Origin of the sequence: Pedobacter albus, from assembly GCF_036324255.1 — a bacterium.
Lineage (GTDB): Bacteria > Bacteroidota > Bacteroidia > Sphingobacteriales > Sphingobacteriaceae > Pedobacter > Pedobacter albus.
The window spans coordinates 942,032-959,023 of record NZ_JAZDQT010000002.1 but is presented as its reverse complement, the minus strand read 5'-3'; the positions used below and the strand labels follow the sequence as shown (position 1 = coordinate 959,023).

The 16,992-nt window shown below is 44.7% G+C and carries 16 protein-coding genes; 10 read left to right on the top strand and 6 right to left on the bottom strand.

Annotated features, from left to right (window positions below; genetic code table 11):
- Positions 1 to 66 precede the first annotated feature (66 nt).
- Positions 67 to 252: a hypothetical protein gene (locus VRU48_RS13970; RefSeq protein ID WP_330108534.1), complete on the top strand. Its 186-nt coding sequence runs from the start codon at positions 67 to 69 to the stop codon at positions 250 to 252.
- Positions 253 to 257: 5 nt separating this feature from the next.
- On the opposite strand, the gene VRU48_RS13965 is transcribed toward VRU48_RS13970, so the two are convergent.
- From VRU48_RS13965 to VRU48_RS13955, 3 genes are all read right to left on the bottom strand, one after another.
- Positions 258 to 446, bottom strand: a complete 189-nt coding sequence (locus VRU48_RS13965) for a hypothetical protein (protein WP_330108533.1) — start codon at positions 444 to 446, stop codon at positions 258 to 260.
- 4 nt (positions 447 to 450) lie between these two features.
- Positions 451 to 1,551 carry a CapA family protein gene (locus VRU48_RS13960; RefSeq protein WP_330108532.1) on the bottom strand — a complete coding sequence of 367 codons (1,101 nt, stop codon included), beginning with the start codon at positions 1,549 to 1,551 and terminating at the stop codon, positions 451 to 453.
- Positions 1,552 to 1,762: 211 nt separating this feature from the next.
- Positions 1,763 to 2,314 carry a C40 family peptidase gene (locus tag VRU48_RS13955; protein ID WP_330108531.1) on the bottom strand — a complete coding sequence of 184 codons (552 nt, stop codon included), beginning with the start codon at positions 2,312 to 2,314 and terminating at the stop codon, positions 1,763 to 1,765.
- A 1,258-nt stretch (positions 2,315 to 3,572) separates the two neighbouring features.
- On the opposite strand from VRU48_RS13955, the gene pdhA reads away from it, so the two are divergent.
- The 6 genes from pdhA to hisS all read left to right on the top strand — a co-directional run bounded on the left by pdhA (position 3,573) and on the right by hisS (position 11,577).
- Positions 3,573 to 4,568, top strand: a complete 996-nt coding sequence (gene pdhA, locus VRU48_RS13950; RefSeq protein ID WP_330108530.1) for a pyruvate dehydrogenase (acetyl-transferring) E1 component subunit alpha — start codon at positions 3,573 to 3,575, stop codon at positions 4,566 to 4,568.
- A gap of 32 nt (positions 4,569 to 4,600) precedes the next feature.
- On the top strand, positions 4,601 to 6,244 hold the full coding sequence (locus VRU48_RS13945) for a dihydrolipoamide acetyltransferase family protein (RefSeq protein ID WP_330108529.1): 1,644 nt from the start codon (positions 4,601 to 4,603) through the stop codon (positions 6,242 to 6,244).
- Between the two features lie 183 nt (positions 6,245 to 6,427).
- A complete protein-coding gene (locus VRU48_RS13940) occupies positions 6,428 to 6,931 on the top strand; it encodes an endonuclease V (protein ID WP_330108528.1) in 504 nt (167 codons plus the stop codon).
- A gap of 59 nt (positions 6,932 to 6,990) precedes the next feature.
- Positions 6,991 to 8,154, top strand: coding sequence for a DUF418 domain-containing protein (locus VRU48_RS13935; protein WP_330108527.1), 1,164 nt, complete (start codon positions 6,991 to 6,993; stop codon positions 8,152 to 8,154).
- A gap of 94 nt (positions 8,155 to 8,248) precedes the next feature.
- Positions 8,249 to 10,036, top strand: coding sequence for a DUF885 domain-containing protein (locus tag VRU48_RS13930; protein ID WP_330108526.1), 1,788 nt, complete (start codon positions 8,249 to 8,251; stop codon positions 10,034 to 10,036).
- Positions 10,037 to 10,194: 158 nt separating this feature from the next.
- Positions 10,195 to 11,577 carry a histidine--tRNA ligase gene (hisS, locus tag VRU48_RS13925; protein WP_330108525.1) on the top strand — a complete coding sequence of 461 codons (1,383 nt, stop codon included), beginning with the start codon at positions 10,195 to 10,197 and terminating at the stop codon, positions 11,575 to 11,577.
- Positions 11,578 to 12,120: 543 nt separating this feature from the next.
- On the opposite strand, the gene VRU48_RS13920 is transcribed toward hisS, so the two are convergent.
- Positions 12,121 to 12,591, bottom strand: a complete 471-nt coding sequence (locus VRU48_RS13920) for a nuclear transport factor 2 family protein (RefSeq protein WP_330108524.1) — start codon at positions 12,589 to 12,591, stop codon at positions 12,121 to 12,123.
- Between the two features lie 35 nt (positions 12,592 to 12,626).
- Positions 12,627 to 13,019 (bottom strand): response regulator transcription factor, encoded by a 393-nt coding sequence (locus tag VRU48_RS13915; protein WP_330108523.1) that lies wholly within the window; start codon positions 13,017 to 13,019, stop codon positions 12,627 to 12,629.
- Between the two features lie 155 nt (positions 13,020 to 13,174).
- Here VRU48_RS13915 and VRU48_RS13910 point away from each other — a divergent pair, with 155 nt between their 5' ends.
- Both VRU48_RS13910 and VRU48_RS13905 read left to right on the top strand, forming a co-directional pair.
- Complete coding sequence (locus tag VRU48_RS13910; protein WP_330108522.1) at positions 13,175 to 13,591, top strand: OsmC family protein; 417 nt, start codon at positions 13,175 to 13,177, stop codon at positions 13,589 to 13,591.
- 154 nt (positions 13,592 to 13,745) lie between these two features.
- Entirely contained in the window at positions 13,746 to 15,056 is a 1,311-nt protein-coding gene (locus tag VRU48_RS13905; RefSeq protein ID WP_330108521.1) for a DUF3887 domain-containing protein, read from the top strand.
- A gap of 70 nt (positions 15,057 to 15,126) precedes the next feature.
- Here the strand turns inward: VRU48_RS13905 and VRU48_RS13900 are convergent, their stop codons facing one another.
- Positions 15,127 to 16,047: a Rossmann-fold NAD(P)-binding domain-containing protein gene (locus tag VRU48_RS13900; RefSeq protein ID WP_330108520.1), complete on the bottom strand. Its 921-nt coding sequence runs from the start codon at positions 16,045 to 16,047 to the stop codon at positions 15,127 to 15,129.
- A 74-nt stretch (positions 16,048 to 16,121) separates the two neighbouring features.
- Between VRU48_RS13900 and VRU48_RS13895 the strand changes: the two genes are divergently transcribed.
- Positions 16,122 to 16,970 (top strand): DUF2911 domain-containing protein, encoded by an 849-nt coding sequence (locus VRU48_RS13895; protein ID WP_330108519.1) that lies wholly within the window; start codon positions 16,122 to 16,124, stop codon positions 16,968 to 16,970.
- Positions 16,971 to 16,992: the final 22 nt, after the last annotated feature.

Here is a 16,992-nt window from a genome sequence, read left to right as displayed (position 1 = left end):
AATTGGTGCCGCTTTTTTTTGAAACAAAACGGCCATTGCCATGTTTTAATGCTACAACATTGCTTTATGAACGTAAAAAGGATTTTTGGTACCCTGTTAACCCTGCTGGGTGTGGTTGGGCTGGTTTATGCGGGAATAGGTTTTGTAAATCATAGCCAGAATTCGCGCGGCCTGATTGTTTATGGAATTATCGGCTTGATTTTCTTTGTTTCGGGCATCGGATTGATCAAAAATACCAAAGACGAATCATAGCGGAGCTATTTAAGCTTGCGCTTATGTTTGATGATCATGAACTGGCTGATGCCTACAAAGGCTCCGGCAAAAACAACAATCAGCTTAGAGTTCAGGTTCTCGTCGGGATCGGTGGTAATGAGGTAGGCGGCTACCGCAGCCAGTGCAAGCCCGGCAACAAATAAAATATAATGAACCGTTAAGCCTTTCTTCATCGTACTAGTTTTTTAACCTGATTTGATTGTTTTCAAAGATAAGGTTATGTCCGGCAAAATCGATATCGGTTAAAGTCTTCATTTTGTCAAATGCAGTATGGTTTTCGTCTAAGGTTAGGCGATTAACCTTGTCTTGTTTAACCGAAACGACATCGGCATACAGAAAATCACCCTTCCGGTTAATTTTTAGCTGTAAAAGCGGCGCAAAGCCATTCGGGCCCTTCAGGCTAAACATGCCATAGGTACAGAAATTGCCCAGGCTATAGGCGATAAATTTATTGCGATACACTTCAACGGCGCGGGTTACATGTGGCCCATGGCCCAGCACCACATCGGCACCAGCATCTATTACCGCATGTGCAAAAGCATAAACATTGCCTCGGTTTTCCTTGAAAAAGACTTCGGTTTTGCGCGTTACATGTTCAAAACGGGCGCCCTCGCCACCACCGTGAAAAGACACGATCACGATATCGGCCTGTTTTTTCAGTTCGGCTACCAAAGCCTTGGCGCTATCGATGTTCTTGATAGAAACCGTATTCTCATTGGGTGCAAAGGCACAAAAGGCATACTTAATGCTGTCTATCTCAAACAAATCGAAAGGCTTGTTCAGTTGACCGGCATAATGGATTTGGAGCGAGTCTAACAGTCTGGCCGTATTTTTTCGCCCCTTGGCATCAAAATCGCCTACATGGTTGTTGGCAATGCTCAGCACGTTAAAGCCCGCCTTTTTGTAGATGCTGGCATAACGATCGGGCATTCTGAAGGCGTAGCAGTTGTTGGGATTGATGCCTTTGCATTTGTTGGAATTGCCCGAATTGAGAAAACAGCCCTCCAGGTTGCCGAATACAATATCGCCCTTTAAAAAAGTATCGACCGCGGCAAAGCTGTTTACCGCATCATCGGGTGGCAGGTTCAGTTTGCTCGGAAAGGCAGAGCCCAGCATCATATCGCCCACAGCGGTTATGCTCAAAGTATCCTTTAGTAATTTGACTTTTGGCGTGTCTGTTTTAACCTGTTTTACCTCTGCCTGGGTTTTGTTTTGGCAACTCATCAGGGTATAAGCGGCCAAGCCGGTTAAAAAAGCGATGCTGAGGAGTTTTTTCATGGGTGTTTGTAAAAGATGCAAGTTTAATGGAAGCAAATTTAAGCCTAAGCATGAGAAACAAAACCATTTAAGAAATAATAATACATTAAGGCGAGGCACTTAGTTTAACTTATTTGTCTTATATGGTAAAGGAATTCCATTTAATCCTAACAAAAAATCCCTCCCGGTTTTATGGGGAAGGATTGGAATATTTTTAATCGGATGCCAGAGGCTATTCTTCGATGAATTCTTTGTTTGCCGGATCTAAAATCCGTCCGCCCTTATAAAAATAGCGGCTGTAGTAAGGTTCGTTCAGGTTGCTGATGCGTACGCCTTTTACCGAGGCATGTGCAAAGCGGTTATCGCCCAAGTATACGCCCACGTGCGAAATGCTGCGGCTTTTGATCTTGAAGAAAACCAAATCGCCTTCTTTCAGTTCGTCTCTCGATAAAGGATCAACCATGCTGAAAATATCGCGCGAGTTGCGCAAGATGTTGGTGTTAAAAACCTTGTCGTAAATGGCTTTGGTAAAGGCCGAGCAATCAATCCCTTTTTTGGTATTGCCGCCGTAGCGGTATGGGGTTCCAATCCACTCGTAAATAAACTTGTATAGCTTCAGGTTCGATGTCGCATCTACGGCTACACCCATTACCTGCGAGAAATATTGCGACGCTAAGTTGTCAGGATCTTCTAGTTTGGCTTCTTTGGTCTTATTGCTTTGTGCGAATGTAGCGGTGTAGCTACCGAGAACGATAAGAGTAGAAAACAAAATCTTTTTAATCATGTTATGCTGTTAAGTTTGGGTAAACGGGCACTTACACTTAAACGTACACCACAAGGGCTTATTGTTAGGGTAGCAAAAATATGTCTTTTGCAAATGTTATCCAAATGAATCTCAGTTAAATGTAAAAGTTATTAACATTTTGCGCGTTCTAAGGCGCTGAAGCTACTTTCCTGAAGTCACATTTGTTGATAAATCGTTTAAGCCAAGGCGAATGATCCGGGTTTGGTTCATGAGGACTTGACCTGTGGAAAACGTAAGGCGCTTTCGATGAGGTGCAGACAATCCTCATTTAATTTTCCTTTTCTCTTCATTTCTTTGCTTGCCCAAAGAAACGAAGCAAAGAAAAGGCCCCGCTGACCCGAGGTGCCTTTTGCTCAAGCCCTATGCTCAACTGTAAAAGCGGATCGCTTTGTGCTGCTGATTCGGTTTTGCTTTAAAGCAAGTGCGCAAGTGATGCAGCACCGCTTCGCTTCAGGCTCGGCATTGCAAAATTAAGGGCTACTGCTTCGCTTTTTCCGTTTTTCCTGGCACTGGCCAGCGGATGGCGTGCTATCAATGAGATTGCACCATGAACATTAGCTAGTTCAGTGACTGTAAAAAAGAACAGGAATTTAGGCCACAGCACAAGTATTGTAACTTCGCCATACGGCCTTTGCAAATTAGGCAGGGATAGCGGGTCGATCTTTTGCAGGTCATCTCACATTGCATCGCACAAGCAAGATGGCCGAAGCAAAAAGCATAAACGATAACCCAGCACTACAGCATCGCGTCTCCATATTGCGCCAATTAAGATTGGCACGGCTAGCGCAACGAATATGCAAAAGCCTTGAACTTTTGGTCACTTTTGTTTCAAGACAAAAGGACTAGCCCGCAGGCTAGGAGACGAAAAACAAGTTTCTTTGTTTGCCCAAAGAAAAACCACCCCGCCCTTCGGGCACCCCTCCAGCGGAGGGGAATAGCTAAAAATCTTTCGAAAACACCTTATTTTTCAAAATCCTTTCGCCCTTTATAGCCAACAGAATAAAATTTTTTTGTTTTTGCCAATCGAGCATCAAAAAATGGGGCTAAGTTATCGGCAGAAAAATATTAATGCCCACTTAGACCTCCTTACAGTCTATATTAGTGTAATTCAGACACTAAAACGGTGCTAAATCCCTTGTGTTTAGTGCTCGGCACGGATAATTTTACATACGATGATGTAAGAAAATATAATAAAAAAATTAAATTTGTTCCCGTAAATAAAAATCAATACCCAAACATGAGTGCAGTAGAAATAAATAAGGATACCTATTTGAAGTGGTTTGAGTCGATGTTGCTGATGCGCAAGTTCGAAGAGAAGACCGGACAACTTTACGGACAGCAAAAGATACGCGGATTTTGTCACCTTTATATTGGTCAGGAAGCAGTAGTTGCCGGTGCCATTTCAGCAATGGAAAAAGGCGACTCGATGGTTACCGCTTATCGCGACCACGCCCATGCCTTGGCTCTTGGCGTTAGTGCCGACAGCATTATGGCCGAAATGTACGGCAAAGCTACAGGCTGTTCAAAAGGTAAAGGCGGTTCTATGCACATGTTCAGTAAAGAACATCATTTTTACGGTGGCCACGGTATCGTAGGCGGTCAGATCCCGCTTGGAGCTGGTATCGCTTTTGCCGAAAAATACAAAGGCACCAAGCACGTAAATATTTGCTACATGGGCGATGGAGCCGTTCGTCAAGGCGCCTTGAACGAAGCTTTCAACATGGCTATGCTATGGAAATTGCCGGTAATTTTTGTTTGTGAGAACAATGGTTATGCCATGGGTACTTCGGTAGAACGTACCACCAACATGACCGATATCTATAAAATTGGTTTAGGTTTCGATATGCCATGCGCACCGGTTGACGGGATGGACCCAGTTGCGGTTCACAATGCCATGGACGAGGCCATCCAACGTGCCCGTGCAGGCGAAGGCCCAACTTTCTTGGAAATGAGGACTTACCGCTACCGCGGACACTCGATGTCTGACCCGGCAAAATACCGTACCAAAGACGAGTTGGAAGAATACAAAGCTAAAGATCCAATCGAAAGCGTAAGGGAAACCATTTTGAAAGAGAAATATGCCGATGAAAACTGGATCGCCGAAATCGAAGAGAAAGTAAAAGGCATTGTAGAAGATTCTGTAAAATTTGCAGAAGAGTCGCCATGGCCAGATGCATCGGAACTTTACACAGACGTGTACGTGCAAACCGACTACCCTTACGTAAAAGATTAATTTTTAGAACGCATTTCATTAGATTTATATAGATGGCTGATATAGTAAGAATGCCTAAGATGAGCGACACCATGACCGAAGGGGTAATGGCAAAGTGGCATAAAAAAGTAGGCGATAAAGTAAAAAGCGGCGATGTTTTGGCCGAAGTGGAAACCGATAAGGCAACCATGGACCTAGAATCCTATTGGGATGGAACATTATTATACATCGGAGTTGAAGAAGGCAAAGCTGTTCCAATCGACGCGGTAATTGCCGTTATTGGCAAGGAAGGCGAAGACTACAAAGCTGCCCTGGAAGCCGAAGGAGGCAATGCAAAAGCAGATGCGCCTAAAGCCGAGGCTCCAAAAGAAGAAGCCAAAGCCGAAGCACCAGCCCAAGGCGGTGGCTTAAGCGAAGAAGAATTGAGCAAAAAAGGCGTTACGGTAATCCGCATGCCTTTGTTGAGCGATACCATGACCGAAGGCGTAATTGCCGAGTGGCATAAAAAAGTAGGCGATAAAGTAAAAGACGACGATATCCTGGCCGACGTAGAAACCGATAAGGCTACGATGGAGGTAATGGGTTACGCTACCGGTACTTTGTTGCACATTGGCGTAAACAAAGGCGAAGCCGCCAAAGTAAACGGCATTATTGCTATTGTTGGTCCAGAGGGAACAGATATTTCTGGGATTTTGACTCAAGGCGATGCTCCTGCGAAAGCAGCCAGCGCAGCAGCTGATGCACCAAAAGCAGCCGAAGCCCCTCAAACAGAAGAAAAAGCACAAGCCGTTTCAAACGCTAACGGTGGCCGTATCATTGCGTCGCCATTGGCTAAGAAAATTGCAAAAGATAAAGGTATCGACTTAAGCCAGGTTGCGGGTAGCGCAGAAGGCGGTCGTATCATCAAAAAAGACGTAGAAAACTTCAAGCCAAGCCAAGCAGAAAGTGCCAAATCGAAAGACCAAAGCGCTCCTGCCGCAAGTGCAGCTCCGGCGATCCCTACTTTTGTTGGCGAAGAGAAATTCAGCGAAAGACCAGTTACGCAAATGCGCAAGGCCATCAGCAGACGTTTGTCTGAAAGCTTGTTTACCGCACCGCATTTCTATGTAACCATGAGCATCGACATGGATCAGGCTATTGCAGCCCGTGCCAAAATGAACGATTTTGCTCCGGTTAAAATCTCTTTCAACGACTTAGTGGTAAAAGCTGTGGCTATTGCCCTGAAACAACACCCTGCCATTAACTCGTCGTTCCAAGGCGATACCATCCGTACCAACGAACACGTACACATTGGCGTAGCCGTTGCAGTTGACGAAGGTTTATTGGTTCCGGTAATCCGTTTCGCCGATGGCAAATCGTTGAGCCATATCTCTGCCGAAGTAAAAGACTTTGCCGGAAAAGCCAAAGCCAAAAAACTGCAACCTGCAGAAATGGAAGGCTCTACCTTTACCATCTCTAACTTGGGTATGTTTGGCGTTGACGAGTTTACAGCCATTATCAATACACCAAATGCTTGTATCTTGGCCGTAAGTGGCATTTCGCAGGTGCCGGTAGTTAAAAACGGTGCAGTGGTTCCAGGAAACATCATGAAAGTAACCCTAAGCTGCGATCACCGTGTGGTTGATGGCGCTACTGGTGCCGCTTTCTTGCAAACCTTAAAATCGTTGCTGGAAGAACCGGTAAGATTGTTGGTTTAAAATCAGAAACGTATTGTCCACAAAGTTTTGGAGCGACAATCTAAAATAGTAAAAGGCTACCTGAAAAGGTGGCTTTTTTTGTTGGCTGGATTGGCCGGAAGCTCAGAAGGCCTTGCTCAAAATTTAATATCTTTAACCGCTTACCCCAGAAATTAATGGAATAGCTGACAAAGAGAGAACCAGATGATTTTAGCTTTCGATACCTATTATTTTGACGATAAAGGCAAAACCGTGTGCGTGGCTTTTGAAGATTGGAGTGCCAGCGAAAAATTCGAGGTGTATACCGAAACGCTCGAAAATATAGCCGAATACGAATCGGGCGCCTTTTACAAAAGAGAACTGCCCTGTATTTTAAGCCTGCTCAGCAAAATAGACTGCCAAACGGTTGAAGCCATCATTGTAGATGGTTTTGTGTACCTCGACGATGAAAACAAGCCTGGCCTAGGCGCCTATTTGTTCGAAAGCCTCCACAAAAACATTCCTGTTATTGGTGTGGCCAAATCTAATTTCGCAACCCTCCAAAAAAACAAACGAGCCTTGCTAAGAGGCGAAAGCCAAAAACCGATTTTTATAACGGCTATTGGAATGGAATTGGATAAGGCCGCCGAGCAAATTAGGCAGCTTTCGGGCCCCTATCGAATGCCAAGCATCCTCAAAGCGCTTGATCGGTTTACCAAAGAGCTATAAACCGGGTTGGGCAATTTGACCCGAAAAACATTATCTTTAGGTTAATCAACCTATTGAAGATGAACGACCTTTCCAGCCAATCCCTCCAGCTTAGCCAGCGCACCGTAATTGTTGATATATTAAGAGGATGGGCGCTTTTCGGCGTAGTGCTCATGAACTATTACGATTTCTTTACCATTGGCAGAAACTGGGAAACTTTTAAGCCCGATCTGCTGACCAACATCATCATGTATACCGCAGGCTTTGTTTTCGCTGCCAAATCGTGGACCATGCTCAGCATGCTTTTTGGCTATGGCTTTGCGGTTTTAATGAACAATGTAAGCAACAAAGGGCATAATCCTTATGGCTTTTTTGCAGGGCGGATGTTCTGGTTATTGGTGCTTGCATTTATAAACAGTGCTATCTTTTTTGGCGATATTTTAAAGGATTATGCACTCCTGGGATTGTTGCTCCTGTTGTTTTACCGTAGCTCGGCCAAAACTAGCTTTACGGTCAGCATCATCTTGCTACTGATTATTCCTGGTTTAAATTCTTTTATCCACTCGCTGGGCGATAGTGGCTGGAAACACATGACGGCTATACTTCCCCTCTATCAAAGCCACAACCTCTTGGATGTGCTTTATTTTGGGCTAAAAGGCACCTATTTGGCGCAGATGATCAGCAAACCTTATTTGTACACCGTGCATGTGGTTATGTTTTGCTGTTTCCTTTGGGGCTTTACGCTCTATCGCATCAACTTTTTCAGCCAATTAGCCACCAAGGTAAAATACGTTAAAAAAGCTTTCTGGATTTCGCTGGGAGCCAGCTTGTTGTTCATGGCCATTTTGATACTGGATCAGCACCTTAAATGGAATATGCTGAACCGTTACTATAATATTACTTATTGGGTGGTACTGAGCACCATGCTTTTCATTAGTTCGGCTATTTGTTGGCTGTATGTGGCGGGCAAGTGCAACCGTTTTTTTGCCAGTCTGGCCATTATGGGTAAAATGACGCTGACCAATTACATGGTGCAGAACCTCATCGGGATGCTTGTTTTTTCTGGTTTCGGCTTAGGTATATTTAATTCGATGCCTATTTGGTTTTATTTGTTGCTGGCCATAGTGGTGTATACGGTACAGGTATATTTGAGCCATTGGTGGCTATCGCGCTATAACTATGGCCCTATCGAATGGATTTGGCGCCAACTCAGCTACCGAAAACGATTGCCGTTGAGAAAGTAAGGCCATGTTGGCGAAAAACACCTACAACAACGTTACTTGGATAATGTAAACCGAAAGCAGTAAATTAGTTTGTAAATAACCAATCCTACACCAAATGAAATTGATAAACAAAAGATTAGCCATCGCCCTTGTGGCTATTGGCGCACTCCATGCCTGCAAGCCATCAGGCCAAGCGACAGGCAATGCCGAAAACAAGAACTTTGCTGCGCTTTGCGAGCAGTATTATCAGGAAGGCCTTAAACTATCGCCTTTGGACGCCACCTTTGCCGGCGACGACCGCTACAACGATTTGCTGCCCAACACGGGTTCAGAGGCTTTTATTGCCGAATCGAAAAAATTCAACGAACGCTTTTTGGATAGTTTGGGCCACTACGACCGCGAAAAACTGAACGATAACGACAAGCTGTCTTACGATTTTTTGAAAGACCAGCTCAACATGAATATCGAAGGCTTTAAATACCACCAAGAGTATTTGCCTTTTAACCAGATGTTCGCCCTGCCGTTAACCATCGGCCAGTTTGGTTCGGGAACGAGCGCACAGCCTTTTAAAACGGTAAAGGATTACGCCGATTGGCTGAAAAGGGTTTCGGCCTTTTCGGTATGGGCCGATACGGCCATTGGCAACTTCAAAAAAGGAATGCAGACAGGCATTGTGCTCCCTAAAGCCCTGGTGGTTAAAATGATTCCGCAAATGCAGAGCATGGTTGTGGCCAATCCTGAGCAGAGCTTGTTTTATGGGCCGGTAAAACTGATGCCAAAGGATTTTAGCGAAGCCGACAAAAAGAAAATTACCGAAGAATACAAACAGGCCATCACCAACGTAATCGTACCAACCTATAAAAAGCTGGGCGATTTCCTGCAAAACGAATACCTGCCAAAGGCAAGAACCACTGCTGGACTTTCGGCACTGCCAGGAGGCAAAGCCTGGTACGAATATCTGGTGAGGCAGCAAACGACCACCAACAAAACGCCCGAAGAGATTTATCAGACAGGCTTAAAGGAAGTAGCCAGGATTAAAGGCCAAATGGACAGCATCAAAAATTTGGTAGGTTTTAAAGGCGATTTGAAGGCCTTTTTCGAATACATGAAAACCGACCCTAAATTTATGCCTTACAAAACACCAAAAGAGGTATTGGATGCTTTCGAGAACATTCACGAGCGCATGAAGCCAAACCTGAAAAAAATGTTCGATCACGAGCCTAAAACGCCTTTCGAAATCAGGCAGACCGAGGCTTTTAGGGCGGCTTCGGCCAGTGCCGAATACAACCAGGGCTCGGCCGATGGCAAACGTCCGGGTATATTTTATGTGCCTATTTTAGATGCTAAGAAATTCAATACCACTTCGGGCATGGAATCGCTGTTTTTGCATGAAGCTATTCCGGGTCACCATTATCAGATTTCGCTTACCCAAGAAAATACTTCTTTGCCAAAATTCCGCAGGTTTGGTTTCCACAATGCCTATGTGGAAGGCTGGGCCTTGTATTGCGAGTCGCTAGGCAAGGAGTTGGGGCTTTACCAAGATCCTTACCAGCACATGGGTGCCTTGGGCGACGAAATGCACCGTGCCATCCGTTTGGTGGTTGATGTGGCCATCCATACCAAAAACATGACCCGCGAGCAGGCCATTAAATACATGATGGACAACGAGGCCATTAGCGAAGAAGGAGCCACTGCCGAAATTGAGCGCTACATGGGTATCCCTGCACAAGCCTTGGGCTATAAAATCGGGGCCATGAAAATACGGGAATTGAGAAGCAAATATGAAAAGGAATTGGGCGCTAAATTCAAACTATCGGCTTTCCATACCGAAGTGCTTAAAGACGGCTCGTTGCCGTTGAGCGTTTTCGAAGCCAAAATGGATGCCTGGGCGGCGAAGCAGTAGTTTTGCGACAACACTTGCGAAGTCTTTAAGACTTCGCAAGTGTCCCTGGCCAACGGCTAACTGTCGACTGAAAACCGGCTTTGGCCTTTAGTCTTTAAGCTTTGGTCTTTAGTCTTAATGACTATGGACTATTGACTCTGTTTTCGTACTTTTGCGACATGTCTATTACCAAGCCAAGCCTACCCAAAGGAACCAGGGATTTTTCGCCACAGGAGATGGTGAAACGCAACTATATTTTCGATACCATTAAAACCGTATTCAAGAAATATGGCTATGCCGAAATACAAACACCGAGCATGGAAAACCTGGCTACTTTAACCGGTAAGTATGGCGACGAAGGCGATAAGCTCATCTTCAAAATCTTAAACAGTGGTGATTTTTTGGCTAAGGTAGACGAACAGTTGTTGGCCAATAAAAACTCGCAGCTGGCCACTTCAAAAATTTCTGAAAAAGCCCTCCGCTACGATCTGACGGTGCCTTTTGCCCGCTACGTAGTGATGCACCAAAACGATATCGCCTTTCCTTTCAAACGCTTTCAGGTACAGCCGGTTTGGCGTGCCGATAGGCCCCAAAAAGGGCGTTACCGCGAATTTTACCAATGTGATGCCGATGTAGTGGGTTCGCCATCGTTGTTGAACGAGGCTGAGTTTGTGCTCATCTATCATGAAGCGTTAAGCAGCTTGGGCTTGAAAGACTTTAACATCAAAATCAACAACCGTAAAATCCTGTCGGGTATAGCCGAAATTATTGGCAAGCCGGAACTGATTGTCGACATGACCGTGGCTATTGATAAGCTCGACAAAATCGGTTTGGATGGCGTAAGTAAAGAATTGTTGGAGCGTGGCTTTACCGAATCTGATATCGAGCAATTAAAACCGGTGATTTTATTGGAAGGTTCGAACGTGGAGAAGCTGGAGAGCCTGAAAAAAGTGTTGGCCAATTCGGCCACAGGCCTAAAGGGTATCGAAGAAATCGAAACGGTTTTCAATTATGTAGCCAAACTGACAACCAATAGCGTGGCCTTATCAACAGTACTCGAATTAGACATCACTTTAGCTCGAGGTCTAAACTACTATACCGGCTGTATTTTCGAGGTTAAAACCAACGAAGTAGCCATGGGCAGCATTGGCGGTGGTGGCCGTTACGACGACCTGACAGGTATGTTTGGTTTAAAAGACCTCACTGGCGTAGGCATCTCTTTTGGTGCCGACCGTATTTACGATGTTCTCGAAGAATTAAATCTTTTCCCTGAAACTGCTGCGCAAGGTACCAAAGTACTAATTAGCAACTTTGATGAAGCAGCCGAATTATTTGCTTTGCCTATTTTGCAACAACTAAGGGCTGCAGGTGTAGCTGCCGAGCTTTATCCATCGGCGGCCAAGCTTAAAAAGCAATTGGGCTATGCCGATTCGAAAAATATTCCTTTTGTGATCTTAATTGGTGCAGATGAAATGCAAAGTGGCCTACTTACACTCAAAGACATGAAAAGCGGCGAACAACAACAGCTTGATGTAATCTCATTAATCGAAAAATTAAGATAGAAGGTTTACCACCTTAGACACCTAAGACAAAAAGAGACATTTACAGGCTAAGATTTCTGAGGTAGTGAAACCCTATAAACGATTTGCTGGTTATAAATCTTTAAGGTTGCCTTGTTACTTGAAAAGCCAAGCTGGAAAAGGTTTTACCACCTTAGACGCCTAAGGCAAAAAGAGACATTTACAGGCTAGGGTTTCTTAGGCGGTGAAACCCCATAAACTATTTACTCGCCATAAACTTGCTCAGGCGTTGTCCATAGCTTGCTTTAAGGTTGCCTTGTTACTTGAAAAGCCAAGCTAGAAAAAGGTTTACCACCTTAGACGCCTAAGACAAAAAGAGACATTTACAGACTAAGGTTTCTTAGGTGGTGAAACCCCATAAGCTATTTACTCGCCATAAACTTGCTCAGGCGTTGTCCATAGCTTGCTTTAAGGTTGCCTTGTTACTTGAAAAGTTAAGCTAGAAAAAGGTTTACCACCTTAGACACCTAAGACAAAAGAGATAGTTACAGACTAAGGTTTCTGAGGTGGTTAAAAGGCCATAGGTTATTTACTCGCCATAAACTTGTTCAGGTTGTCCATGGCTTGCTCCCTTACTTTTTGATGCAGATAGCCTGTCCAGCCCAACAACCAGCCGCTAAAACCCAGCGCCTGCCTGGCCCAGGTATAAAAATCGAACTTGTCGGTATGTTTGACTATCTTGCCATCAGCCAATTCAAAACTGGCATTGATGCGGTTTACCACGTTGCGTCCGGTGGAAGAAAAGACATAATAAGCATCCCAATGTGCCTTTCCATGGCCATCATCAGCACTTACTTCGCTAAATTCGATGTTAAAGTCCTTCGCTCTCGACAGCAGCATTTCCCACATGGCCTTTACCTGTTCGGCATTGAGGTTTTGAAATACGGGATCGCTAAAAACAGCATTATCGGCATAGCAAGCCTGCATGCCTTTGTAATCCTTGCGCTTAAAGCAAGTATAAAAATGCTCGATTAATTGTTGGTTGGGATGATTCATTAACCTAAGTTACGGAAAATGAACCAGCGAAAAAACTAATAGGTTTTGCCCGCCAATATGCCTTCAATCTTGTCGAGCAACTCGTCTATATCGAAAGGCTTGGCCAAAAAGCCATTGGGTTTATAAGCACCATGCTGAATGGTTTTGTCGGTATATTTGGCCGAAATCATCAAAACCGGAATATGCGCTGTGGCTTCGTTGGTGCGCAACTGTTCCAAAAGTTCTCGGCCATCGGCATCGGGTAGCATAATGTCCAGGATCATCATGTCCGGCTCAAATGCTTGGATGTGTTCCATCATGTGGCCGCCTTTGCTCAATCCCGACACTTTGTAGGCCTCGCTCTGCAAAATTAAGGTAATCACGTCTAAAATAGCGTGGTTGTCCTCTATAACCAGTACTTTTTTGTATCGCTTATTACTTGTTGTCAACGTTTGATTAGGGATAAGGATGATTAACAAAGATATTAATGTGCTGCATATTTCCAGCATAAATAGTTGCAGAAAATATGGTAAATTTATTGTCAGATCAGTGGCAGGGGCAAACATTTGAGCGCGAAATCATCTTTATTAAAAAAACAATCGATATGAAAAGAAATGCAACAGCCGTTTGGAATGGCACCGGAAAAGACGGAAAAGGTACCCTGACCACGCAAAGTGGCACCTTGAACCAAACCCAATACTCTTTTAAAAGCCGTTTTGAAGAGGGAATAGGAACCAACCCCGAAGAACTGGTAGCTGCCGCACATTCGGGCTGCTTTACCATGAAACTGAGCTTCAACATCTCGGCCGAAAATATTACGCCCGACGAAATTACCACCAAGGCTACGGTCGACCTTAACCCCGAAAAAGGCGAAATCGTAAACATCCATTTAGAGGTAAAGGTAAAAGCCGATAGCCTGTCGAAAGAGAAATTCGACGAGCTGGTTGCCGATGCCAAGGCCAACTGCCCGATCTCTAAATTGTTGAACACCAACATCACCATCGAAGCCACTTTGCTTTAACATAAACAGCTAAAAACCTAAAGCCATTTCTCTAATTGGGAAGTGGCTTTTTTGTTAAAGAATGTTAAATTCGGCCCAGCACAACTCTACACGTAGTGGTCCAGATTAGGATGCGAAGCAAATATTGTTAACTTTGGTTCTACACCATAGAATTATGAAGAAAATCTTTACCCTCTCGTTGTTTTTATTGTTCAGTACAGTTGCCTTTTCGCAAAATGTAATCAGCCTTTTTGGTAAGGCGGGCCAGTTTTTCGACCTATTGGAAACACAGAAATATACCGAAGCTCATCAGTTTTTTTCTGAAACGGAGCAGGCTAAAATTACAGCCGATAACCTGAAGGACCTTTGGGCGAATATTAAGACTAAGTTGGGTGCCGTAAAATCAATCGATCCGATCCGCAGCAAGGTGCAGGGCGATTACTATACCGTAACCTGCGATGGCCAATTTGAAAAAGACGAACAGGAATTTCTGTTGGTGTTTGATAAAACCGAGAAACTGGTAGGTATTTTCATGCCGCCAAAAGCAGCGGCCTATACTTTGCCAACTTACGCCGCAGATACCACTTTATATCACGAAAAACAAGTTTACCTTACTTCGGGCAAGCACCAATTGGCTGCCGTTATTACCACCCCTAAAAAAGCCGTGAATTTTCCGGTAGTGGTATTGGTACATGGTTCGGGCCCGAGCGATATGGACGAAACCGTTGGCCCCAACAAGCCATTAAAAGACATTGCACTTGGTTTAGCGGCCAAAGGCATTGCCTCGGTGCGTTACGTAAAGCGTACTTTGGTTTATCCAGGCGAATTTAATGGCGCTTTTACGGTAAAAGAAGAGGTAGCCGACGATGCCTTGGCTGCGGTGGCATTAGCCAAAACAGTTAAGGGTGCCGACCTTAAGAATATTTACCTGCTGGGCCATAGCCTGGGTGGCATGCTGGCCCCTCGTTTAGGTGCCCAGTTGCCAGACCTGAAAGGCATTATCATGCTATCGGCGCCATCGAGAAAGCTAACCGATGTCATCGTAGAACAAAACAACTATATGTTCTCGCTAGCCAAAGACACCACGGCCGCTAGCAAGAAAAGCCTCGACGAAGTGCTTAAAGCGGTAGGACAGACCAGGATAACCAAACTGGATAAAATGAAACCCGATTCGCTTATTTTGGGCTTGCCGGCATCTTATTGGATAGACCTGAACAATTATAACCAGATAGAAACCGCCAAAAAACTAACCAAGCGTATGTTTATCGCACAGGGTGGAAACGATTTTCAGATTACCCAAAACGACTACAACTTGTGGAATGTGGCTTTGAATAAAAAACCAAACGTACGCTTAAAATTTTATCCAGAACTGAATCATCTGCTAAGCCCGCAAACGGCCAAGGGAGATATGTCGCAATACCAAGTTCCGGTGAATGTGTCTGAACAGTTGGTTACGGATATCGCCACGTGGATTAAAGGCAAGTAAGTGTAAGGCGCTAAGCGATTGGCGATCAGCGTTTGAGGTTATCTCACTTCTCAAATCTACAAAATCGTTGTTAGTCGGCCATTTTTGCTGTCCATTGTTCCCAATCGGCAACCTTAAAAACGTAGTTTAATTGGGCTGGTAGCTTGATGCTCTCTATTTGTTTCCAAGCTGTTTTTTCCGACAGAAATTCGGGGCTTTCTAAGCCATTAACCAAACAGGCTTGGGTGTAAAATTCGGCTCGGCTTGGATGAAAGGGCGATACTCCGTGATAAATATGCCCGAATGCTTTTTGTTTGATCAGTTCGAGGCTAATTTGAATGCAATCGTCCAGGTGGATGAGGTTAATCGGTGCCAAGCCATTGGCGATAGCCTTGCGCCCTGCAAAATGTTTAGCCAGGTTTCTGTTGGGACCAAATAATCCTCCAAACCGGATAATGGTCGTGGTAAAGGCTAAACTGTTTTTGAAAAGTTCTTCTGCGCCCAGCAAGGCCTTTCCCGCTGGGCTGTCGGGTTGGGGATTAACAGTTTCATCCACTATAAAATTCCCATCCTCAAATACCCCTGTCGAGCTGATGAAAACTACCTGTTGCACCTGCGATTTTTCAGCAGCCAGTTTAATAGCTTCCATTTTGCGAAGGTAGTCTTCGGGTTGGGGCAAATTGCGCTTAGGCGGAATGCTGATGAACAAAACATCGCTTGTAAAGAAATCTTGATGATCAGGTAAAGTAGGCCCATCAAAGTTGATCAGGTAAGACGCAATGCCTGCTTCTTCCAAAAGTTTCAACTTGTTTTCGCTGGTGGTAGAGCCTTTTACGCGGTAGCCTTCGGCAAGCAGGGCTTTACTCAAAGCCAAGCCGTACCAGCCACAGCCCAAAATGCTGATGGTTTCTTGTTGGCTATGCAATGGATTTGGTTTGATCATGGTAACCAAAGGTAAGGCATTCACTGCTGTGCTGTAGCCGTTGATGCTGAATTGATTTTTGGCTGACAAAGATTCGCCTGGCAAACATCGCTTTGTGTAGGGATATGTTTAATTTTATCCAGAAAACTTAAAACAAAAAAGAGATGAAATTTACAATCAAATCGGCATTGTTGCTTTTGCTGGCCATCGGACTGTATGGACAGGCCAACGCGCAAGGCATTAAATTGCCTCAGGCCAGCAGTGGCCAAACCATTGTGCAAGACTTTGGTTTGGGCAAAATTACCCTAACCTATTCGCGACCAAATACCAAAGGTCGCAAGATTTTCGGTGCATTAGAACCTTACAATGTGGTTTGGCGTACCGGTGCCAACAGCGCCACGACCATTAAATTTACCGATGCGGTAAAAATTGAAGGCAAAGATGTTCCGGCCGGCGAATACGGTTTGTTTACCATTCCGGGTAAAAATGAGTGGACATTTATCCTCAACAAAACAGCCAAACAATGGGGTGCCTACGATTACAAAGAATCTGATGACGTTTTGCGCGTAAAAGTAAAACCGATGGCCACCAAAGGCAAAGTAGAAACCTTTACCATGCAGTTTGCCGATGTAACGCCTACCGCGGCTCAATTGCACATCATGTGGGAAAATACGGCAATTGCGATTAACATCACCACCGCAATCGACGCCCAGGTAATGGCCAATATTGCCGAAGCCATGAAAGGCGACAAAAAGCCTTATATGGCCGCTGCACAGTATTATTATGAAAACGGTAAAGACCTGGCCACCGCATTGAGCTGGATGAACGAAGCCGAAAAAGCCGATCCGAAAGCCCCTTGGGTTAAGTTATGGAAAGGTCGCGTGCAATTGAAAATGGGCGATAAGGCCGGTGCGCAAGCCAGCGCCAAAGCAGGCATTGCCATTGCTACCGAAACCAAGAACGACGAGTATGTTCGTTTAAACTCAGAACTTTTGGCGCAAGCCTCGAAATAATGCCTTTGCCAACACCTGCGAA